The 2,487-nt window shown below is 60.0% G+C and carries 6 protein-coding genes; 3 read left to right on the forward strand and 3 right to left on the reverse strand.

What is annotated here, in order from left to right; translation table 11 throughout:
• Window positions 1–153: 153 nt before the first annotated feature.
• The gene (locus VZ95_RS13230; RefSeq protein ID WP_045776265.1) at window positions 154–462 is read left to right on the forward strand and encodes a hypothetical protein; all 309 of its coding nucleotides are present in this window, start codon (window positions 154–156) and stop codon (window positions 460–462) included.
• A 36-nt stretch (window positions 463–498) separates the two neighbouring features.
• Here VZ95_RS13230 and VZ95_RS28275 read toward each other — a convergent pair whose 3' ends face one another.
• The 3 genes from VZ95_RS28275 to VZ95_RS13240 all read right to left on the reverse strand — a co-directional run bounded on the left by VZ95_RS28275 (window position 499) and on the right by VZ95_RS13240 (window position 1,208).
• Complete coding sequence (locus tag VZ95_RS28275) at window positions 499–621, reverse strand: hypothetical protein (protein ID WP_269747109.1); 123 nt, start codon at window positions 619–621, stop codon at window positions 499–501.
• Window positions 596–814 carry a DUF1476 domain-containing protein gene (locus tag VZ95_RS13235; RefSeq protein WP_232302654.1) on the reverse strand — a complete coding sequence of 73 codons (219 nt, stop codon included), beginning with the start codon at window positions 812–814 and terminating at the stop codon, window positions 596–598. The genes VZ95_RS28275 and VZ95_RS13235 overlap by 26 nt, the downstream gene beginning before the upstream one ends.
• 73 nt (window positions 815–887) lie before the next feature.
• Window positions 888–1,208 carry a DUF1476 domain-containing protein gene (locus VZ95_RS13240; protein WP_045776266.1) on the reverse strand — a complete coding sequence of 107 codons (321 nt, stop codon included), beginning with the start codon at window positions 1,206–1,208 and terminating at the stop codon, window positions 888–890.
• A gap of 137 nt (window positions 1,209–1,345) precedes the next feature.
• On the opposite strand from VZ95_RS13240, the gene VZ95_RS13245 reads away from it, so the two are divergent.
• Both VZ95_RS13245 and VZ95_RS13250 read left to right on the forward strand, forming a co-directional pair.
• Complete coding sequence (locus VZ95_RS13245) at window positions 1,346–2,077, forward strand: NRDE family protein (protein WP_045776267.1); 732 nt, start codon at window positions 1,346–1,348, stop codon at window positions 2,075–2,077.
• Between the two features lie 133 nt (window positions 2,078–2,210).
• Window positions 2,211–2,487 (forward strand): phosphoribosylaminoimidazolesuccinocarboxamide synthase (locus VZ95_RS13250; RefSeq protein ID WP_045776268.1); only part of this gene is annotated, 277 nt, incomplete at its 3' end.

Consider the following 2,487-nt stretch of genomic DNA (forward strand, 5'->3'; position numbering starts at 1 on the left):
TCGGATAGGCTATACGCAAGCCTTGCAGAACCTGACCGACCGCTTAACGATAGCAGATTGAGAGAACGGCCTAATCCGGTCTGTGGACTTTAGTTTACGGAATAGGGAACGGTCTCCGCAGGTGTTGCTGCATAGGCTTCAGGAACAATATTGATGGCCGATTTTCTGCTCTACGCGCTTCTCGCGCTCGCCCTGGCCTGGGGTGTTTGTCTCATCGTCGCTATGGTTCTGGCCACGGCGTTTGGCGCGTCGTCGTTACTGGAAACGATGATCGAGGGCACGGCTCAGTACGGCAAAATGCTCATCGTCGATTTACGGAAATTTTGGTCGGTCGCCCTGATCGGCATTTTTGCCGCGCTGTCGGTCGAGGCGTTTTTGAAGACCGATGCCCTGTTAGGCTTTATCTTTATAGGTTTATCGGCCTTCTGCGGCGGGTTGACGTGGCTTTTTTATCGAAAATAGCCGAACGCCATGCCGCGCCGCAGGATGCCGGAAAGCTTACCCCGTCGCGATCTGTTCCTTCGCAACGCCCAACAGCCGGTCCATCTCGGCCCGCAACTCATTAGCGCCGATGCTGATACCCTTGGCGGCAAAATCACCCGCGACTTTTTTCCAGCACATCGTCGTCGCCGGGGCGGTCGAAGTCGGCGGCGACGACGGTTTTCGCATAGGCTTCCGCGTCGGTCTCGCCGAGCTTTTCAGCCGCCCACAGCCCGAACAGCTTGTTCCGGCGCGCAACCACCTTGAAGCGGACGGTTTCATCCTGGGCGAATTGGGTTTCGAACGCTTTTTCCCGATCACTAAAGCCGCTCATGACGCTCCCCTGGCCTGGTTATCCTGCGAGGACACATAGGGTGTGCGGCGGCGCAACACAAGCGCAAGCGGGATTAGGTCCCCAGAATTTCGGCCTTGGCGACCGCGTGCAGGCGGATCAATTCTTCACGCAGGCTGGCGGGTTCGGCATGCACGCCGCGCGAGGCGAGATCGTCGGCGACGCGTTCCAGAATGTCATCGTCGCCGGGGTGCTCGATGTCGTAATCGATCAGGCCCTTGGCGTACATATCGGCTTCTGCGGTCGGCAGGCCCATGCGTTCGGCGGCCCACAGCCCGAAGAGCTTGTCCCGGCGCACCACGGCACGGAAGGCTTGATCCTGTTCCAGCGCAAAATGGGCTTCGAAGGCTCGTTCCCGATCTTCAAATTTCGTCATGGCGTGCTTTACTCCTGGGGGCCTGACCCCTGACGGTTGGTCTTTCGACTCACTATCTGGAAAAGAAGCTTAGCCTAGTCTTTGATGTAGCTCAAAGCTGGCAAATTATACGAGCTTGGCGTGAGGAGGGGTAAGCGATGTGTGTTGTGCTCGTATTGCGGCGTCCGGGGCATCGGTGGCCGTTCCTACTGGCGGCAAACCGCGAAGAGATGGCGGACCGCCCGTCGCGCCCGCCGGGGCGGCATTGGCCGGATCGGCCCGATGTGCGCGCGGGCTATGACGAAAGCTCCGGCGGCTCCTGGCTCGGGATCAACGATTATGGCGTCACAGCGGCGCTGCTCAACCGTCACGGCACGCTCGGGCCGCAGGTGGGCAAACGCAGCCGGGGGGAATTGGTGCTGGAGGCGCTCGACCATGCCGATGCGTCGGTTGCAGCGAAATCCTTGATCGATCTCGACCCAAAGGCCTATCGCGGCTTTAATCTGGTGATCGCCGACGACCAAGACGCCTATTGGCTGCGCTCGGACGAAGAAAAGCTGACCGTGGCCGAAATCCCGGAAGGGTTTTCGATGTTTGGGGCCTGGGAGCGCAATGATCCGGGCGACCCGCGCGTAAAACGGCATTTATCGCGCTTTATTGCCGCGCCGGTGCCGATTCCCGATTCGGACGATTGGGGGGCGTGGCAAGCGCTTCTCGCCCAGGAGGATAAGGCCGATCCGCGCCAGGGGCTCACGCTGCATCTGCCCAACGGCTACGGCACGCGCGCGTCGAGCCTCATTGCGCTGCCGGTTCTGGGCGACGGACGCCAGCCGGCATTTTTGCATGCCGATGGGCCACCCGCGACGCACCCCTATGAACCCGTCGCATAGGCGGGTCGAGCCCTCAGCACCCTTGGAGGATGACGCGTACATTGTATCGCCCTCCCCCCACTGCTATAGAGACGCAACCGGATCGCCGCCGCTGGGGTTGGCGCGACCGGCGTGACCCCCGAAGGATGGTTTGATGGCGCGACGCAGGAAGATTTACGAAGGCAAAGCCAAAGTTCTGTTCGAAGGACCGGAACCCGGCACGATCGTGCAGTATTTCAAGGACGATGCGACCGCCTTCAATAATCAGAAAAAAGGGGTTATCAGCGGCAAAGGCGTGCTGAACAACCGGATTTCTGAGTATCTGATGACGCGCCTCACCGAAATCGGCATTCCCACGCACTTCATCCGCGCGCTCAATATGCGTGAGCAATTGGTGCGTCAGGTCGAAATCATTCCGATTGAAGTCGTCG

It is taken from the genome of Elstera litoralis, assembly GCF_000963705.1.
GTDB classification, from domain to species: Bacteria; Pseudomonadota; Alphaproteobacteria; order Elsterales; family Elsteraceae; genus Elstera; species Elstera litoralis.

Coding starts and splice junctions, on each gene's coding strand:
- VZ95_RS13230 (WP_045776265.1), top strand. CDS start 154: ATGGCCGATTTTCTGCTCTACGCGCTTCTCGCGCTCGCCCTGGCCTGG.
- VZ95_RS28275 (WP_269747109.1), bottom strand. CDS start 621: ATGTGCTGGAAAAAAGTCGCGGGTGATTTTGCCGCCAAGGGTATCAGC.
- VZ95_RS13235 (WP_232302654.1), bottom strand. CDS start 814: ATGAGCGGCTTTAGTGATCGGGAAAAAGCGTTCGAAACCCAATTCGCC.
- VZ95_RS13240 (WP_045776266.1), bottom strand. CDS start 1,208: ATGACGAAATTTGAAGATCGGGAACGAGCCTTCGAAGCCCATTTTGCG.
- VZ95_RS13245 (WP_045776267.1), top strand. CDS start 1,346: ATGTGTGTTGTGCTCGTATTGCGGCGTCCGGGGCATCGGTGGCCGTTC.